Below are 15,418 nucleotides of genomic sequence, written 5' to 3' on the forward strand. Positions count from 1 at the left end.
TCTGTGTGTCTGATAAACAGCTTAGAAATCGGCGTTTTTTGGTGTGCGCGGAAAGGGTATTACATCGCGTATGTTGCCCATGCCTGTAATAAACAACATCAGGCGTTCGAATCCAAGGCCAAAACCACTGTGCGGCACACTTCCAAATTTGCGGGTTTCGAGGTACCACCACATTTCTTCGGTAGGCAGATTAAGTTCCTTCATGCGGTTAAACAGCTTGTCGTAATTGTCTTCCCGCTGCGAGCCTCCAATAATTTCGCCTATACCCGGGAATAAAATATCCATAGCACGAACGGTTTTGCCGTCCTCATTCTGTTTCATGTAAAAGGCCTTAATTTCCTTTGGATAGTCGGTTAATATTACCGGACACTTAAAGTGTTTTTCTACCAGGTAACGCTCGTGTTCGCTTTGCAGGTCGGTACCAAAACCTTTTACCGGGTATTGGAATTTATTGGTTTTATTGGGCTTAGAATTTTCCAGTATGTCAATGGCTTCGGTATATGTAAGCCGGACAAAATTATTTGTAAGTACGAAGCTGAGTTTTTCTAAAAGCTCCATGGCACGCTGATCCTGTGGTTTGCTCTTTTCTTCTTCCTGCTGGCGCTGGCTTAAAAATTCGAGGTCTTCGCGACAGTTTTCAAGAGCGTAGGTAATCAGATATTTTAAAAACTCTTCGGCCAGATCGGCATTGTCTTTCAGCTCGTAAAAGGCCATTTCGGGTTCTATCATCCAGAATTCGGCCAGGTGACGGGCTGTATTTGAATTCTCTGCACGAAAGGTGGGGCCAAAGGTGTATATATCGCTCATGGCAAGGGCTGCCAGCTCACCTTCAAGCTGTCCTGAAACTGTGAGGTTGGTTTCGCGACCAAAGAAATCTTGCGAATAGTCTATTGTTCCGTCTTCTTTACGGGGGATTTTGTTGGGGTTAAAGGTCGAAACCCTGAACATCTCGCCGGCTCCCTCGCAGTCGCTGCCGGTAATAATGGGTGTGTGAATGTTGTAAAAACCTTTTTCGGTAAAGAATTTATGCACTGCAAATATCATGGCATGACGCACACGCGTAATGGCCCCAAAAGTGTTGGTACGAAAACGCAGGTGGGCTTTCTCGCGAAGAAATTCCAGGCTGTGTTTTTTAGGTTGAAGCGGATATTTCTCAGGATCGGCTTTTCCAATCACAGTAATCTTTGTGGCAATGATCTCCACCGCCTGTTCCTTGCCCTGAGAGGCTACCAGTTTTCCTTCAATAGCCACACTTGCGCCAACAGATATGTCTTTGATAAGCTGTTCTGTAAGCACTCCCTCAGCACCAACTACCTGTATATTGTTTATGCTTGATCCATCGTTTACCAGGATAAATTTTTCGTTGCGAAAAAAACGTACCCATCCTTTAATTAATACTTCCGAGCCAATGTTGCCTTTATCAAGCAGTTCCTTTATTTTAATGCGTTTTAAACCACTCATTTCGATTTGAGATTTTTTATTTTGAAGTGCAAAAATAGTTTTTTTCGTTTGTTTATCAATTATTTTACCTAGTCAAATGGTTGAGAATTGGGCAGACTCATAATATGTCTATTCACATCGTCTGTTTTGTTTTGAGGTAGATCATACGTGAATGATTCGTCGTCTAATTTCTTTTCGTAATTTGTTACTTTAATCGGTTTTTCTTTTCCCTATAACAAATCTGTTATCGGTATGCAGTATATTATTACCAGTAACTATCAAAGTCCTTTTGGCGAGTTGGTGCTGGGCGATTACGATGGCAGCTTATGTCTGTGCGACTGGCGTTTCCGAAAGCAGCGCAGCCTTATCGATCAACGCATTCTCACTCTACTTTCTTCTGCCTTTTTGCCAGGAGAGACATCGCTTATTCTAGGTGTTAAATCTCAACTCGACGAATATTTCAACAGTCAACGCAAAGTTTTTGATATTCCAATTTTGCTCGCAGGTACTGATTTTCAGAAGTTGGTTTGGAAGGAGCTTTTGAATGTGGGCTATGGAACTACCGAGACTTACCAGGGACTTGCTGCAAGACTTTCTAAACAGGATGCCATCAGGGCCATAGGAAGCGCCAATGGGGCTAATGCATTGGCAATTTTGGTGCCTTGTCACCGTATTGTGGGTCAGAATGGTAAGTTAATTGGCTATGCCGGTGGTCTCCAGGCAAAGAAGAAACTCCTCGAATTGGAGGGAGTGTATTTTTCCAACGGACAAAAGAGTTTGTTTGAATAAATACAAAAAAAATATGCTTCCATCTACTCAGGGAATTATTTAGAGTTATTTAGATTCAATCTATATTAAGGTCCTTCGATAGCCTTTTTTTGGCGAGGTTTGTTAGTGGTTTATCAATTTACATTGTTCCACTTAAAACTATATTATTATGGCTTTTGAATTACCTAAATTACCCTATGGGCTGGATGCGCTGGCTCCGGTAATTGATAAACAAACCATGGAGTTTCATTATGGTAAACACCATCAGGCTTATGTAACCAACCTCAACAACCTTGTGCCAGGAACCCAGTTCGAGAAGGCCACACTCGAAGAAATAATTCTTGGTGCCGATGGACCTATTTTCAACAATGGAGCACAGGTGTGGAACCATACCTTTTATTTCGAGTCGTTTAAGCCAAATGGTGGTGGAGAGCCTCAAGGGGCCCTTGCAGCAGCTCTTGCAGCGCAGTATGGATCTTTTGCCGAGTTTAAAGAGCAATTCTCCAAAGCAGCGGCTACGCTGTTCGGTTCAGGTTGGGCCTGGCTTGTAAAAAAGCAGGATGGGAAACTCGAAATTGTTCAGGAAGGCAATGCAGGTAACCCGCTTCGCCGTGGTCTTACCCCACTGCTTACCTGCGATGTATGGGAACATGCTTACTACCTGGGTTACCAGAATCGTCGGCCTGATTATGTGAAAGATTTCTGGAATTTGCTGAATTGGGAACGTATCTCACAACGATACTAAGTACCCCAATTCATTGGTTACAATAGTTCTTTAAATGACATTGCAATATCTCGCGCGGGCTGTTTTTCCACAAATGCAGTCCGCTGCCTTTGCACCAGGTATAATTGTTTTCTACTTCAGGCTTATTTGATTTAAGGCTATAAAACGCCCATGCTAAGTGCTTTCTGTAAATCTTCCGGTGTGTCGATGCCATGCGACTCGTATAGAGTTTCGGCTGTTTTTATTCTGAAGCCGTTTTCGAGCCAGCGCAATTGTTCAAGGGATTCGGCTTGTTCTAATTTGCTGGCATTTAATTGTGTAATCTCTGATAATATTTTTGAGCGATAGGCATACATGCCAATGTGCATGAAAAAACTGTGCATGGCAAACCAGCTTGAGTGATCGTGCTGACGCAGGTAAGGAATAGGAGAGCGGCTGAAGTAGAGTGCTTCGCGATTTTTGTTGATCACCACCTTCACCTTATTCGGATCAAACACCACTTCGTTGTTTTCTATTTTCTTAATCAGTGTGGCAATATCGGTTCCTTCCTCTTCGAAGCACGATTTTATTTGTTCTATCTGCCGGGGCTGAATAAAGGGTTCATCGCCCTGTACATTTATCACTATGTCGAACTGCCTGCCTGTTTGTTTCTGATAGTTCAACAGTGCCTCGTAGCAGCGGTCGGTACCCGATGGGTGCGCGGCAGAGGTCATAACCACCTTCCCCTGAAAGGCTAACACTGCATCTGATATACGGGTGTCGTCGGTAGCCACAACCACCTCGTCGAGGGCTTTGGAGGCTTGCTCGTACACGAGCTGAATCATAGGTTTACCTTTGATGTCGGCCAATGGTTTTCCGGGGAAACGGGTGGAGGAGAACCGGGCAGGAATAATACCAAGGAATTTGTTCATAGCTGTGGCATAAGTTTCAGTACAGGTGTAAACTTATAAAAAAGCCTTTACATTTTCGAAGATCCATTTAGGGCAGAAGGTTTTTTTACAAATAAGCCTAGCATGAGCTCAGGAGATTGCCTGAAATTTTAAAAAAAATGTAATTTTGTCAGGTTATCATGGTTTCATTTATATGAATAGCCATGGGAAGTTGGAAACAGACTACTGACAAAATTTCGGAATAGAAATGGATATACAAACCATCAAACAACGTTTTGGAATCATTGGCAATGCTCCGGGCTTAAACAGAGCCATTGAAGTTGCTGTTCAGGTGGCACCAACCGATCTTTCGGTGCTAATTACTGGCGAGAGCGGGGTGGGCAAAGAATCTTTTCCGCAAATTATACATGCTTATAGCTCGCGGAAACACGGCACTTACATTGCTGTAAACTGTGGCGCCATACCCGAGGGTACAATCGATTCGGAATTATTTGGCCATGAAAAGGGTTCCTTTACCGGAGCCTACGATAGCCGTAAAGGTTACTTTGAAGTAGCCAACGGTGGCACTATTTTCCTCGACGAAGTTGCTGAGTTACCCTTGTCCACTCAGGTTAGGTTACTCAGGGTGCTCGAAACAGGAGAGTTTTTCAGAGTGGGATCGTCGAAAATTATTAAAACGGATGTGCGCGTAATTGCTGCCACTAATGTCGATATTCCAAAAGCTATTCAGGAAACGAAGTTTCGCGAAGATTTGTTTTACAGGCTCAATACCGTACCGATTTTTATTCCTCCTTTACGCGATCGGAAAGACGATATTTCGCTGCTCTTCAGGAAGTTTGCCATTGATTTTGCCGAGCGTAACCGCATGCCTAGCATAACTCTCACCGAAGATGCCCGCCATGTGTTATCAAATTATCCCTGGCCTGGTAACATTCGTCAGCTTAAAAACATTGCAGAACAAATTTCGGTTATCGAAACGGAACGGCTTATCGACAACCAAACCATGCGTAATTATTTACCCGATTATTACGAAGACAAACTTCCGGCTCTTTATCGCGAATCGATTGACCAGAAAACCTTTAACACCGAACGGGAGCTTTTATACAAAATTCTGTTCGACATGAAAAACGATATGAGTGACCTGAAAAAGCTTGTGCACGATATCATCGAAAAGGGTCCGGCCGGAGCCGAGATACATGCAAGCAATGCGCATATCATTGAACGATTGATACAGGATGATTCGAAACTCATTAAGGCCGATTTGCCCAAGAACCAGTTTCATGTGCACGAACGCGAGGATATTATTCAGGATACCGAAGAAATTATCGAAGAGTCTCTTTCGTTGGAAGAAAAAGAAAAGGAAATGATAATTAAAGCACTTACCAAACATAGCGGCAAACGTAAATATGCTGCCGAAGAGCTTGGAATATCCGAACGTACCTTGTACCGCAAAATAAAAGAATTCGATATTAATTAAAGATTTTTAGCAAATTCACTAACTTCCACGCTCATTTTTGGAGCATTATTCTTTTATGAAAAAATTACTGATAATACTTTTAGCTGGAATTCTATTGGAAGGATGCTTTTCTATGCGTTACGATTTTAAAGGCGGTGTTACCATCGATCCGAAAATTACAAGCTTTTCGGTGCAGTATTTCGACAACAAAGCTACACTGGTCGAACCTTCCTTTAGCCAGGTTTTTACTGAAGAGCTGAAAACCTATATCCAGAGTAATACCAACCTAAGGTTGATTACCGGACGTGGCGACATTGATTTTTCTGGTTTTATAACTTCTTACGAAATAACCCCACAGGCCATTTCTTCGGGCGAAACAGCTGCCAAATCGAGGTTTTCTATCTCGGTAAAAGTGAATTACCAAAACTCAGTAAACCCCGACGATAATTTCGAGCGTGCTTTTACCCAGTTTAGGGAGTTTGACAATGCCGTTAGTTTCAATGACGTTGAAGATGTTTTGTCGGAAGAAATAAGAAGAGATATTGTAGAGCAGATTTTTATTGCTGCATTTGTCAATTGGTAAGATTTTAAAAATGAATTTGCAAACACTGGTTAGCTATATAAAAAGCCCTGATAAACTTGGTGATCAGACTATTATTGAGTTGACGCTTTTAGCCGATCAGTACCCATATTTCCATACAGCTCAATTGTTGCGGGTTAAAAACCTTCACAAACTTGACCCTGCACATTTAAAGCCTGTGCTAAATTATACAGCTGCCTATGTAACCGACCGCAAGGTGCTATATTATCTTTTGCACCCCAATATGGGCACAGACCAAAAGTTGACGCCTAAATCTCCGGAAAAGCAGATTAAGGATTCTATGGTCGAAAATATTTCAGATACCCTAACTAACCAAGTAAGATATACCAACGAAACTAGTAGCGATGAAATTGAATTTTCTGCTTCGTTTGATGTGATTAAGGAATATGGTAAGGATGTAGAATTGAAAGAATATGTGTTTCGCATATCCGATCACGAAGCCGAAACCATGGGATTTATCCCTGAGTCAGCTCCTGCAGAACCATCCATGGGTGTTGCAAAAGAAGAACCTTTGCCCGGCAGCGATGATCTACTTTTGTTGATTAAGAAAGGAGAGGCAGACAACATTCAGCTCGAAATCGAAAAACTAAGTCCTACCCAAAAGAACCAGCACAGCCTGATTGAAAGTTTCATGGCTTCCAACCCAAAAATTGTTCCCCAAAATGGACAAATCGAAGCGGTTGATCCTGAAATTGCCGAAGCCTCCATTCGCGAAAACGATCATTACCTCACCGAAACACTGGCCCAGATCTATCTTAGGCAGGGTAACTATGTCAAAGCTATCTTTGCCTACGAAAAATTAAGTTTGAAATTTCCGGAAAAAAGTACTTACTTTGCCGCTCAAATTTCTGCTATCAAGCTAAAAATGAATAAATCCTAAAAAATAGTTAGCTATGTACCCATTGTTTATGATACTTATTATTCTGGTTTGTGTATTACTCACCCTTATTGTGTTGGTACAAAACTCAAAAGGTGGCGGCCTTGCATCAAACTTTGCTGGTTCGACCCAGGTGATGGGTGTGCGCAAAACCGCCGATTTTCTTGAAAAAGCTACCTGGACTCTGGCTGGAGCACTTCTTGTGCTGAGTATTTTTGCCAGTATGGCCATTCCTAAACCCGATTTAGTAAAACAATCGAAAATTCAGGAGCAAATCGAAACCAACGAAGGTGCCATTAACCCGAATATGCTTCCAAGCATGCCTTCCGATTATCCCGATCAGGAAGAGGAGTAAGATTTTTCAGATTGAATAGAAATATAAATGTCAGTATGTCATAGACTACTGACATTTTTTTTTCATCTGTTTTGCGCCAATAGCCAATTGAAGCTTACTTTTCACTGCTGAAGGAGTCAATACTGGTTGAGCAAAGGAATGATTACCTGAAAATTTGTCTATAAAAATGCCAATGTTTCTGCCAGACGGAGCTTGGCACAGAAAATGCTAAGACTCGCACGCACGTAAAATCTATTAATCACTAAATAAAACAAACAATGGCCGAAATTAAAATTAAACCATTAGAAGACAGAGTTCTTGTTGAACCCATGGCTGCTGAACAACGCACTGCCAGCGGTATAATTATTCCTGATTCAGCGAAAGAGAAACCTCAAAAAGGCACCGTAGTAGCAGTTGGACCAGGCAATAAAGATGTGGTTATGCAAGTAAAAGTCGGCGATGTGGTATTGTATGGCAAATATGCCGGTACCGAGCTGAGTTCCGATGGAAAAGACTACCTCATTATGCGTCAGTCTGATATACTTGCAATCGTTTAATTTTTATTAAAACATTTAAAACATACAGAAAAATGGCAAAAGAAATCAAATTTGAAGTAGAATCGCGCGACCTGCTCAAAAAGGGTATGGACAAACTGGCCAATGCGGTGAAGGTAACCCTCGGACCCAAAGGACGCAATGTAATTATAGAGAAAAAATTTGGTGCACCTTCTGTTACCAAAGATGGTGTAACCGTGGCCAAAGAAATTGAACTCGAAAACCGTTTCGAAAATATTGGAGCCCAACTGGTAAAAGAGGTAGCCTCTAAAACTGCGGAAGATGCCGGCGACGGTACAACTACTGCCACAGTTCTTGCACAGGCAATGGTTACTGTAGGATTGAAAAACGTTGCTGCTGGTGCCAACCCAATGGACCTCAAACGCGGTATTGATAAGGCCGTGGTTAAGGCAGTAGAACATATCAAAGCCAGCTCACACGGAATTGGCGAAGACATTGAAAAAATACGTCAGGTAGCATCCATTTCGGCCAACAACGACGAAGAAATTGGAAAACTTATTTCCGAAGCTATGAAGAAAGTTTCGAAAGAAGGTGTTATTACTGTAGAAGAAGCCAAAGGAACCGAAACTACTGTGGAGGTTGTGGAAGGTATGCAATTCGACCGCGGATACATTTCTCCTTATTTTGTTACCAATGCCGAGAAAATGGAAGCCGAACTCGATAATTCATTTATCCTTCTCTACGACAAGAAGATTTCTACCATGAAAGACCTTCTGCCAGTTCTCGAACCTGTGGCGCAAAGTGGTAAACCTCTTCTTATTATTGCCGAAGATGTCGATGGAGAAGCTCTGGCAACCCTGGTGGTGAATAAACTTCGTGGCTCGCTGAAAATTGCGGCAGTAAAAGCTCCCGGTTTTGGCGACAGAAGAAAAGAAATGCTCGAAGACCTTGCAATACTTACAGGTGGTGTGGTGATTTCGGAAGAAAAAGGCTTAACCCTCGAAGGTTGCCAGATGGATATGCTTGGAAGAGCAGAAAAAATTGTAATTGACAAAGAAAACACTACCGTGGTAAATGGTCATGGCGACAAAGCCAACATCAACGCACGTGTGGCACAAATTAAAGCACAAATCGAAAAAACTACTTCAGATTACGATCGCGAGAAATTGCAGGAACGTTTGGCTAAATTGGCTGGTGGTGTAGCTGTACTTTATGTTGGTGCTGCATCGGAAGTAGAGATGAAAGAGAAAAAAGACCGCGTAGACGATGCTCTGAGTGCAACCCGCGCAGCCGTTGAAGAAGGAATAATACCTGGTGGTGGTGTAACCTATATCCGTGCTATCAAAGCACTGGAAGGTTTCGAAGGAATCAACGCCGACGAGACAACCGGTATTGGTATCGTAAAACGTGCACTCGAAGAGCCACTACGTCAGATTGTTGAAAATGCCGGAATGGACGGTTCTGTAGTGGTGCAGAGAATCAAAGAAGGCAAAGACGACTTTGGTTACAATGCCCGCACCGACAAATACGAACCTCTTTATGCCGCTGGTGTTATCGATCCTACAAAAGTTACCCGTATTGCATTGGAAAATGCCGCCTCAATTGCCGGTATGTTTATAACTACCGAATGCGTTGTAGCTGAAATTCCATCAGAAACTCCTGCTCCTCCAATGGGTGGTGGTATGGGCGGTGGAATGGGAATGATGTAAAATCTCAAACATTGCCGAAAAATAGAAAACCCCTTCTGAACTCTCAGAGGGGGTTTTTATTTTATAATCAACATCAGAGTTCTATAAGACTCCAAATATTTGAAAGCTTTATTGTTATTCTACCGTAACTGATTTAGCCAGGTTTCGGGGCTGGTCAACATCGCAACCTCTCATCACAGCTATATAGTAAGAGAAAAGTTGCAAAGGAATTACCGAAAGCAAAGGAGTAAAAAAGTATTCTGTTTCAGGAATTTCAAACACATGATCGGCCATTTGTTTAATTACCGTATCGCCTTTTGTTACAATCGCAATTACCCTTCCATTTCGTGCCTTTACTTCCTGAATATTGCTCACAATTTTTTCGTAGGAATTGTCTTTGGTTGCTACAACTACTACTGGCATTTTTTCGTCAATCAGGGCAATAGGTCCGTGTTTCATTTCTGCCGCAGGATAACCCTCGGCATGTATGTAAGAGATTTCTTTTAATTTGAGGGCACCTTCGAGCGCCACTGGAAATAAATATCCTCGTCCAAGGTAAAGGGCATTGGTTGCATCTTTATAGAGTGCCGCTACTTTTTCGTAATAGTCGTTGTGACTCAGAATTTCCTGTATTTTATCGGGTATTAGATTAAATTCAGCAATTAGTCTGCGGTAGCGGCTGTCGTCAATCAAATTGCGGTTACGTCCAATGGCAATTGCCATCATAGCCAATACTGTAACCTGGCAGGTAAAAGCTTTGGTAGAAGCTACTCCGATTTCTGGTCCTGCATGGGTGTAGACACCTGCGTGAGTTTCGCGGGGTATCGAAGAGCCAACCACGTTACATATCCCTAAAACAAGGGCTCCCCGTTCTTTTGCCAGTTGAATGGCAGCAAGTGTATCGGCAGTTTCACCGCTTTGGCTAATGGCAATAATCACATCGTCGCTACTGATAATCGGGTTACGGTACCTGAATTCGGAGGCATATTCCACCTCCACATTAATACGGGCCATATCTTCGAACAGGTATTCACCCACTAATCCGGCATGCCAGGAGGTTCCACAGGCGATAATAATAATTCGCTTGGCTTCTGAAAGCCTTGGAAGTACTTCGTAAAGGCCTCCAAGGTGTATCTCTTCATTTTCCGAACGCACTCTGCCTCGAAAGGTATCTTGTATTGAGCGGGGCTGCTCAAAAATTTCCTTGAGCATAAAGTGAGCATAGCCTCCTTTGTCAATTTCGCCTATATCGAGGTCGAGTTCATGTACCGTAGGAGTCTGAGAATCTTGTCGAAGGGTTTTCAGGTTTAACTGGTCTTTGCGCAGAATAGCCACATCACCATCGTTAAGGTAGATTACACTTTTGGTGTATTCTACTATGGGCGTGGCATCGGATGCAATAAAGTATTCTTCGTTACCTACACCAATTACAAGCGGACTGCCTTTGCGGGCAGCAATCAATTTATCTTTTTCGTCGGTGCATATTACCACTAAGCCGTAAGCTCCCACTACCTTTGTGAGTGCCAGTCTCACGGCTATTTCAGCATCGACATTCCCTTTCTCGTAGATGTATTCAATGAGGTTGGCTAATACTTCCGTATCAGTTTCACTCTTGAATGTTACTCCACGGCTTGTCAAACGGTCGCGCAAACGGGCATAATTCTCGATAATTCCGTTGTGTATGATAATAAACTTGCCGTTCATCGACATATGAGGGTGAGCGTTTACATGGTTAGGTTCGCCGTGTGTTGCCCAACGTGTGTGCCCGATGCCAATGCTACCGTGCGGTATATCTTCGCCAATAAATTTCTCGAGGTCGTTTACTTTGCCTTTTCGTTTAAAAATTTGTGCGCCATTGTTTAAAATGGCAACTCCGGCAGAATCATAACCTCTGTATTCCAAACGCCTGAGTCCGTTTAATAATATCGGAAGAGCTTCCCGGTCTCCGATATAGGCAACAATTCCACACATCTCAGTTATTTGTTAAAGTATAAATAATACGCAGGTAAGCCTTTGAGGTATTTGTTTCAAGTCCAGAGTTAATGACAACCCTCGAGGGATATTTGTACTCTATAAGGCTTGGAGATACACTGCTGTTTTGTCCAACCATCAGACTAAGTAAGGTGTTTTCGCTTTTATCGAGCATAAACTGGCTGATGTATTCGGTAAGATTAATTCGGTATTCCATTTTTTCTTCGTCGAGATACCCATTGAAATAGGACGATCCGATGATATCGTCAGGTAGATAAGCGATTGAACCTTCGACAATTGAATGCGCGATGATGCGTTTTGGAAGGGCAAAAAAATTGGTGTCGCTCAGGTAATCAGCATTAATGGGTAAAACTAATTCGGCAAAATTAATTCCTACGCCCTTGTCATGTGCGGCTTTAAAATCATCGAGACCTTCTATGCGAAACATACCTCTGGTGGCACCCATACTTTGTAAATACAAATTACTGTATTGGTTAAGGGTATCACGAAAGACATCTTCTATTTCAGCATTCCTACCATTTGGGGTATATACATAAGAAGCTCTGTAATTTGCAATATCGCAGGTAGAATAATATAGTGTATCATAATCTGAGATACTAATTGTATCTCCGTCTTCGTCTTTAATGTAACGGGTTTCGGTGCGCTGGTATTCAAGAATTAATTTTGACTTATTGGCTAAAAAGTTTTGAAGGGCTCCATTCGTACCCTCCTTTGCATTGCCTCTTAACAAAATGCCCGGCAGACTGGTATAAAAAGCAGTGGTGCTTTTATTAATGGCAGAATCGAGCAAAAAAGAAAGTTGATTGGCATCCAGCTCTATAACCGTATAGCTTTCGTTTGTATCAAGAGTCGATATCTGCCGGGGAATGCTGTCTTTAGTTACCAGATTAGTGGTTTGTAAGGCTGCATTATTTGTAACATCGAAATAATCCGAAGGAACCTGTTGGTTGGTTTTGCCACTATACACATAGCGCTGATTGATAGGGATTACATCAATATCGAGCGAATTTTTTTCGCCATATGGCTGTAAATTTGTGGTGGCCAGGTACAATTTAATCGATACAATTGAATCGGACGGATCTGTTTTACTGTTCTTCGGGTAGCGGTTAGCCACATCGGTAGCATAAAGTAATTCCATTACTACATCGGCCTTTGTGGCACCAAAAACAGGATCAAACACTTCACCAACAGGGCAGTTATCGTTGTTGGAACTGCTTCGTAATACTTCGCCAGCAATGCCTTTGTAGGTATACAGACTTACCGCAAGGGTATCGGCACCTGCGTTAAGTTTATCGGTATCGGGAAGTAAGTCAAGTCCAATCTGAAGGCTATCGTCGGAACAGGAAAATATCGTGAGAGACAGGGTCAGAAGTAGAAAGCCTGCCAGGCGGTATATATAGTTCATGCAAGTGAGTTCTTTATCCTAATATCTGATCGTAAAATTCGTTGTAGGCATCGTAATAAACATCTTCGGCTTGATACGAAAGATGAGTTATACCTTTCTCTTTAATATAACTTTCAAGTACCCCATTAATTGCCCTGCTTCCGTTTATTACTCCATCCGACTGATTAATGGCCAATTTTACAAAATTTTCGTAAGTGGGGTTTGTTAAAATTTCTAAATCGGACTTTTTTATTCCATCCAGCGCCAGTTTATCTTTTAATCGCTTATGAAGTGGCTTATCGAATTCAGTATCGTAAACAGAGGTTACTACTTTAGAATCGCGAAACATCGGGTCGTCGTGGTAGTATTGCTTGATGTAGATAGGGATCAGGCTGGTAAACCAACCATGACAATGAATAAGGTCAGGTGCCCATTGCAATTTCTTTACTGTTTCAATTACTCCTCTTGTGAAAAATATGGCCCGCTCGTCGTTGTCCTCGTAAAAGTTATCATTTGCATCCTGAAGGGTATATTTCCGGTGAAAGAAATCTTCGTTATCGATAAAATAAACCTGCATACGAGCTGCTTGTATGGAGGCCACTTTGATTATGAGGGGATGGTCGTTGTCGTCGATTATCAGGTTCATTCCAGAAAGCCTGATTACCTCGTGCAACTGGTTGCGCCTTTCGTTAATGCACCCAAAGCGGGGCATAAACGTTCTGATCTCTTTGCCCCGTTCCTGTATACCTTGCGGTAAATTCCTGGCTATTACTGACATCTCTGATTCCGGCAGGTAGGGAGTTATCTCTTGCGAGACATAGAGTATTCTTTTGGCCATATAAAGGGAGTTATTCAGAAAACATTCGGCAAAAATACTAAAAATTATTCAGGCCGAAAAATGGTGTTTTTCATATCACAAATTTATAGCCTTATCAGGGCATAAGAAATAATGTATATTTGCCAAATTTTTCATCCTATGTATCTCATTCATACCATCGACGAGCTTCAGAAAGCTTTGCAATCTTACCGCCTCAATAAACAAATAGGTTTTGTGCCAACCATGGGAGCCTTGCATGCAGGTCATATTTCTCTGGTTGAAACTTCGGTGAAGGAGAATGAGGCCACCGTTGTGAGCATTTATGTGAATCCTACCCAATTTAACGACAAGAACGACCTTGCACGTTACCCCAGGGTACTCGATAGGGACCTCGAATTATTGAAACCCACAGGCTGTCAATTTGTTTTTGCCCCATCCGACCAGGAAATGTACCCGGTACCGGATACACGACAGTTTAATTTCGGAATCCTCGAACAAGTAATGGAGGGCCAGCACAGACCCGGACATTTCAATGGGGTTGGACAAGTTGTTTCGAAACTTTTCGATGCGGTGATGCCCAATAAGGCCTATTTTGGTTTAAAAGACTTTCAGCAATTAGCCATCATAAAAAAACTTGTTTCTGATTTGGCCTATCCCATCGAAATAATACCCTGTCCGATTGTACGCGAAGCCGATGGATTAGCCATGAGTTCGCGCAATGCACTTCTTCTGCCCGCCATGCGGAATTCGGCTCCACTTATTTACCAAAGCCTTTGCAAGTTAAAGGAAGGGATACATTCCAGGAGCGTTACGGAATTAAAAAGCCTTACCGCTCAATTCCTTGCAAAAGATTCGAACCTAAGGCTGGAATACATCGAAATTGTAGACAATAATAGTCTGCAACCTGTGGAGAAGATTCTGCCCGAAAAACCAATAACAGCCTGCATTGCCGTGCACGCAGGAAATGTAAGATTGATAGATAATATTCAAATTAATTCGTAACTTTGTGCCGCTATGTTTATAGAGGTTGTAAAATCGAAAATTCATCAGGTGCGGGTCACCGAAGCCAATCTGCATTATGTGGGTAGCATTACCATTGACGAGGACCTTATTGATGCAGCAAATCTGGTAGTCAATGAAAAAGTTCAAATCGTAAATATTAACAATGGCGAAAGACTCGAAACCTATGTCATTAAAGGAGAAAGAGGTTCTGGTGAGATTTGCCTCAATGGTCCGGCAGCCCGGAAGGTTACGGTTGGTGATATTATCATAATCATTTCTTATGCCTCTATTGATTTTACCGAAGCTAAAACCTTTAAACCTACCATTATTTTCCCCAATTCAGCGACCAATTCGCTGAAATAAAATCCTTCTTTTTTCTGACCTTCCCTTTTAAGCATTTGAACTATTTTCTTGGTAACTTGCAACTGAAAAAATTACAGTATGGATTTCTTTTCACTGATCGAAAATAAAATTCTTTCCATTGAAACTCTTTCAGCAACGCTGAACACCTGGCGCCAAAAGGGTTATAAAATCGTGTTCACCAATGGTTGTTTCGATATTCTTCATCGTGGGCATGTGGAGTACCTGGCCAAGGCAGCCTCTTTTGGCGATAAAATGGTAGTAGGCCTTAACAGCGACCGCTCAGTACGAAGCATTAAAGGACCTGAGCGCCCGGTGCAGGATGAAGGTACCCGAAGCCTTGTAATGGCATCGCTGCAATGTGTGAGTGCCGTGGTTCTTTTTGAAGAAGATACTCCCTATGAGCTTATTAAAAGGGTGCAACCCGATTACCTGGTGAAAGGTGCCGATTATAGGCCGGAAGATATTGTTGGGTATGATATTCTTAAAGCTAGAGGCGGTGAGGTAAAAACTATAGAGTTAGTAGCAGGGCATTCTACTACCAATATCATCAACAAGTTAAGATAAGGG

General features: G+C 42.2%; 16 protein-coding genes. 11 read left to right on the forward strand and 5 right to left on the reverse strand.

The window, feature by feature from the left end; all coding sequences use genetic code 11:
* Window positions 1-21 precede the first annotated feature (21 nt).
* Window positions 22-1,461 carry an asparagine--tRNA ligase gene (asnS, locus tag IPM71_09075; GenBank protein QQS49771.1) on the reverse strand — a complete coding sequence of 480 codons (1,440 nt, stop codon included), beginning with the start codon at window positions 1,459-1,461 and terminating at the stop codon, window positions 22-24.
* Window positions 1,462-1,692: 231 nt separating this feature from the next.
* Here asnS and IPM71_09080 point away from each other — a divergent pair, with 231 nt between their 5' ends.
* Window positions 1,693-2,229: a methylated-DNA--[protein]-cysteine S-methyltransferase gene (locus IPM71_09080; GenBank protein QQS49772.1), complete on the forward strand. Its 537-nt coding sequence runs from the start codon at window positions 1,693-1,695 to the stop codon at window positions 2,227-2,229.
* 148 nt (window positions 2,230-2,377) lie between these two features.
* Window positions 2,378-2,953: a superoxide dismutase gene (locus IPM71_09085; protein QQS49773.1), complete on the forward strand. Its 576-nt coding sequence runs from the start codon at window positions 2,378-2,380 to the stop codon at window positions 2,951-2,953.
* Window positions 2,954-3,090: 137 nt separating this feature from the next.
* Here the strand turns inward: IPM71_09085 and kdsB are convergent, their stop codons facing one another.
* Window positions 3,091-3,843, reverse strand: a complete 753-nt coding sequence (kdsB, locus tag IPM71_09090; GenBank protein QQS49774.1) for a 3-deoxy-manno-octulosonate cytidylyltransferase — start codon at window positions 3,841-3,843, stop codon at window positions 3,091-3,093.
* 226 nt (window positions 3,844-4,069) lie between these two features.
* Between kdsB and IPM71_09095 the strand changes: the two genes are divergently transcribed.
* The 6 genes from IPM71_09095 to groL all read left to right on the forward strand — a co-directional run bounded on the left by IPM71_09095 (window position 4,070) and on the right by groL (window position 9,314).
* Window positions 4,070-5,299 carry a sigma-54-dependent Fis family transcriptional regulator gene (locus IPM71_09095; GenBank protein ID QQS49775.1) on the forward strand — a complete coding sequence of 410 codons (1,230 nt, stop codon included), beginning with the start codon at window positions 4,070-4,072 and terminating at the stop codon, window positions 5,297-5,299.
* A 55-nt stretch (window positions 5,300-5,354) separates the two neighbouring features.
* Window positions 5,355-5,861, forward strand: coding sequence for an LptE family protein (locus IPM71_09100; protein QQS49776.1), 507 nt, complete (start codon window positions 5,355-5,357; stop codon window positions 5,859-5,861).
* 10 nt (window positions 5,862-5,871) lie between these two features.
* Entirely contained in the window at window positions 5,872-6,759 is an 888-nt protein-coding gene (locus IPM71_09105; protein QQS49777.1) for a hypothetical protein, read from the forward strand.
* Window positions 6,760-6,772: 13 nt separating this feature from the next.
* Window positions 6,773-7,111 carry a preprotein translocase subunit SecG gene (secG, locus tag IPM71_09110; protein QQS49778.1) on the forward strand — a complete coding sequence of 113 codons (339 nt, stop codon included), beginning with the start codon at window positions 6,773-6,775 and terminating at the stop codon, window positions 7,109-7,111.
* Between the two features lie 257 nt (window positions 7,112-7,368).
* The gene (locus tag IPM71_09115; protein QQS49779.1) at window positions 7,369-7,647 is read left to right on the forward strand and encodes a co-chaperone GroES; all 279 of its coding nucleotides are present in this window, start codon (window positions 7,369-7,371) and stop codon (window positions 7,645-7,647) included.
* A gap of 32 nt (window positions 7,648-7,679) precedes the next feature.
* Window positions 7,680-9,314 (forward strand): chaperonin GroEL, encoded by a 1,635-nt coding sequence (gene groL / locus IPM71_09120; protein QQS49780.1) that lies wholly within the window; start codon window positions 7,680-7,682, stop codon window positions 9,312-9,314.
* Between the two features lie 114 nt (window positions 9,315-9,428).
* Here groL and glmS read toward each other — a convergent pair whose 3' ends face one another.
* The 3 genes from glmS to IPM71_09135 are packed head-to-tail and all read right to left on the reverse strand — an operon-like array spanning window position 9,429 to window position 13,507.
* Window positions 9,429-11,264: a glutamine--fructose-6-phosphate transaminase (isomerizing) gene (gene glmS / locus IPM71_09125; GenBank protein QQS49781.1), complete on the reverse strand. Its 1,836-nt coding sequence runs from the start codon at window positions 11,262-11,264 to the stop codon at window positions 9,429-9,431.
* A gap of 1 nt (window position 11,265) precedes the next feature.
* Window positions 11,266-12,690, reverse strand: a complete 1,425-nt coding sequence (locus tag IPM71_09130) for a DUF4270 family protein (protein QQS49782.1) — start codon at window positions 12,688-12,690, stop codon at window positions 11,266-11,268.
* A gap of 13 nt (window positions 12,691-12,703) precedes the next feature.
* On the reverse strand, window positions 12,704-13,507 hold the full coding sequence (locus IPM71_09135; GenBank protein ID QQS49783.1) for a glycogen/starch synthase: 804 nt from the start codon (window positions 13,505-13,507) through the stop codon (window positions 12,704-12,706).
* Between the two features lie 138 nt (window positions 13,508-13,645).
* Between IPM71_09135 and IPM71_09140 the strand changes: the two genes are divergently transcribed.
* The 3 genes from IPM71_09140 (at window position 13,646) to rfaE2 (ending at window position 15,415) form a co-directional block, all read left to right on the forward strand.
* Window positions 13,646-14,488, forward strand: a complete 843-nt coding sequence (locus IPM71_09140) for a pantoate--beta-alanine ligase (protein QQS49784.1) — start codon at window positions 13,646-13,648, stop codon at window positions 14,486-14,488.
* 12 nt (window positions 14,489-14,500) lie between these two features.
* The gene (locus tag IPM71_09145) at window positions 14,501-14,851 is read left to right on the forward strand and encodes an aspartate 1-decarboxylase (protein QQS49785.1); all 351 of its coding nucleotides are present in this window, start codon (window positions 14,501-14,503) and stop codon (window positions 14,849-14,851) included.
* A 78-nt stretch (window positions 14,852-14,929) separates the two neighbouring features.
* Window positions 14,930-15,415: a D-glycero-beta-D-manno-heptose 1-phosphate adenylyltransferase gene (rfaE2, locus tag IPM71_09150; GenBank protein QQS49786.1), complete on the forward strand. Its 486-nt coding sequence runs from the start codon at window positions 14,930-14,932 to the stop codon at window positions 15,413-15,415.
* The last annotated feature ends 3 nt before the right edge of the window (window positions 15,416-15,418 follow it).

This window comes from Bacteroidota bacterium (assembly GCA_016699695.1).
Classification (GTDB): Bacteria; Bacteroidota; Bacteroidia; order Bacteroidales; family UBA10428; genus UBA10428.

Coding starts and splice junctions, on each gene's coding strand:
- IPM71_09140 (QQS49784.1), top strand. CDS start 13,646: ATGTATCTCATTCATACCATCGACGAGCTTCAGAAAGCTTTGCAATCT.
- IPM71_09130 (QQS49782.1), bottom strand. CDS start 12,690: ATGAACTATATATACCGCCTGGCAGGCTTTCTACTTCTGACCCTGTCT.
- kdsB (QQS49774.1), bottom strand. CDS start 3,843: ATGAACAAATTCCTTGGTATTATTCCTGCCCGGTTCTCCTCCACCCGT.
- IPM71_09085 (QQS49773.1), top strand. CDS start 2,378: ATGGCTTTTGAATTACCTAAATTACCCTATGGGCTGGATGCGCTGGCT.
- IPM71_09080 (QQS49772.1), top strand. CDS start 1,693: ATGCAGTATATTATTACCAGTAACTATCAAAGTCCTTTTGGCGAGTTG.
- secG (QQS49778.1), top strand. CDS start 6,773: ATGTACCCATTGTTTATGATACTTATTATTCTGGTTTGTGTATTACTC.
- IPM71_09115 (QQS49779.1), top strand. CDS start 7,369: ATGGCCGAAATTAAAATTAAACCATTAGAAGACAGAGTTCTTGTTGAA.
- IPM71_09100 (QQS49776.1), top strand. CDS start 5,355: ATGAAAAAATTACTGATAATACTTTTAGCTGGAATTCTATTGGAAGGA.
- groL (QQS49780.1), top strand. CDS start 7,680: ATGGCAAAAGAAATCAAATTTGAAGTAGAATCGCGCGACCTGCTCAAA.
- IPM71_09095 (QQS49775.1), top strand. CDS start 4,070: ATGGATATACAAACCATCAAACAACGTTTTGGAATCATTGGCAATGCT.
- glmS (QQS49781.1), bottom strand. CDS start 11,264: ATGTGTGGAATTGTTGCCTATATCGGAGACCGGGAAGCTCTTCCGATA.
- rfaE2 (QQS49786.1), top strand. CDS start 14,930: ATGGATTTCTTTTCACTGATCGAAAATAAAATTCTTTCCATTGAAACT.
- IPM71_09135 (QQS49783.1), bottom strand. CDS start 13,507: ATGGCCAAAAGAATACTCTATGTCTCGCAAGAGATAACTCCCTACCTG.
- IPM71_09105 (QQS49777.1), top strand. CDS start 5,872: ATGAATTTGCAAACACTGGTTAGCTATATAAAAAGCCCTGATAAACTT.
- IPM71_09145 (QQS49785.1), top strand. CDS start 14,501: ATGTTTATAGAGGTTGTAAAATCGAAAATTCATCAGGTGCGGGTCACC.
- asnS (QQS49771.1), bottom strand. CDS start 1,461: ATGAGTGGTTTAAAACGCATTAAAATAAAGGAACTGCTTGATAAAGGC.